General features: G+C 48.6%; 1 rRNA gene. It reads left to right on the top strand.

From position 1 onward, the window contains the following. Window positions 1-255, top strand: a 23S ribosomal RNA gene (locus tag IB257_RS31910); the annotation flags it as partial.

The following is a 255-nucleotide window of genomic DNA, read 5'->3' as shown; positions in this document are numbered from 1 at the left end:
CTGAATACATAGGCCAGTGGAAGCGAACCGGGTGAACTGAAACATCTCAGTAGCTCGAGGAAAAGAAATCAACCGAGATTCCGAAAGTAGTGGCGAGCGAAATCGGAAGAGCCTTTACGTTTTAGCATGCAAGATAGTCGAACGGAATGGAAAGTCCGGCCGTAGCAGGTGATAGCCCTGTAGGCGAAATCTTGTGTGTGGAACTAAGCGTAAGAAAAGTAGGGCGGGACACGTGAAATCCTGTTTGAAGATGGG

The organism is Achromobacter sp. ACM03, assembly GCF_014851665.1.
Taxonomy (GTDB): Bacteria; Pseudomonadota; Gammaproteobacteria; order Burkholderiales; family Burkholderiaceae_B; genus Achromobacter; species Achromobacter aegrifaciens.
Note: the sequence above shows the minus strand (reverse complement) of the source record. Positions and strands in the feature narration are given on the sequence as shown.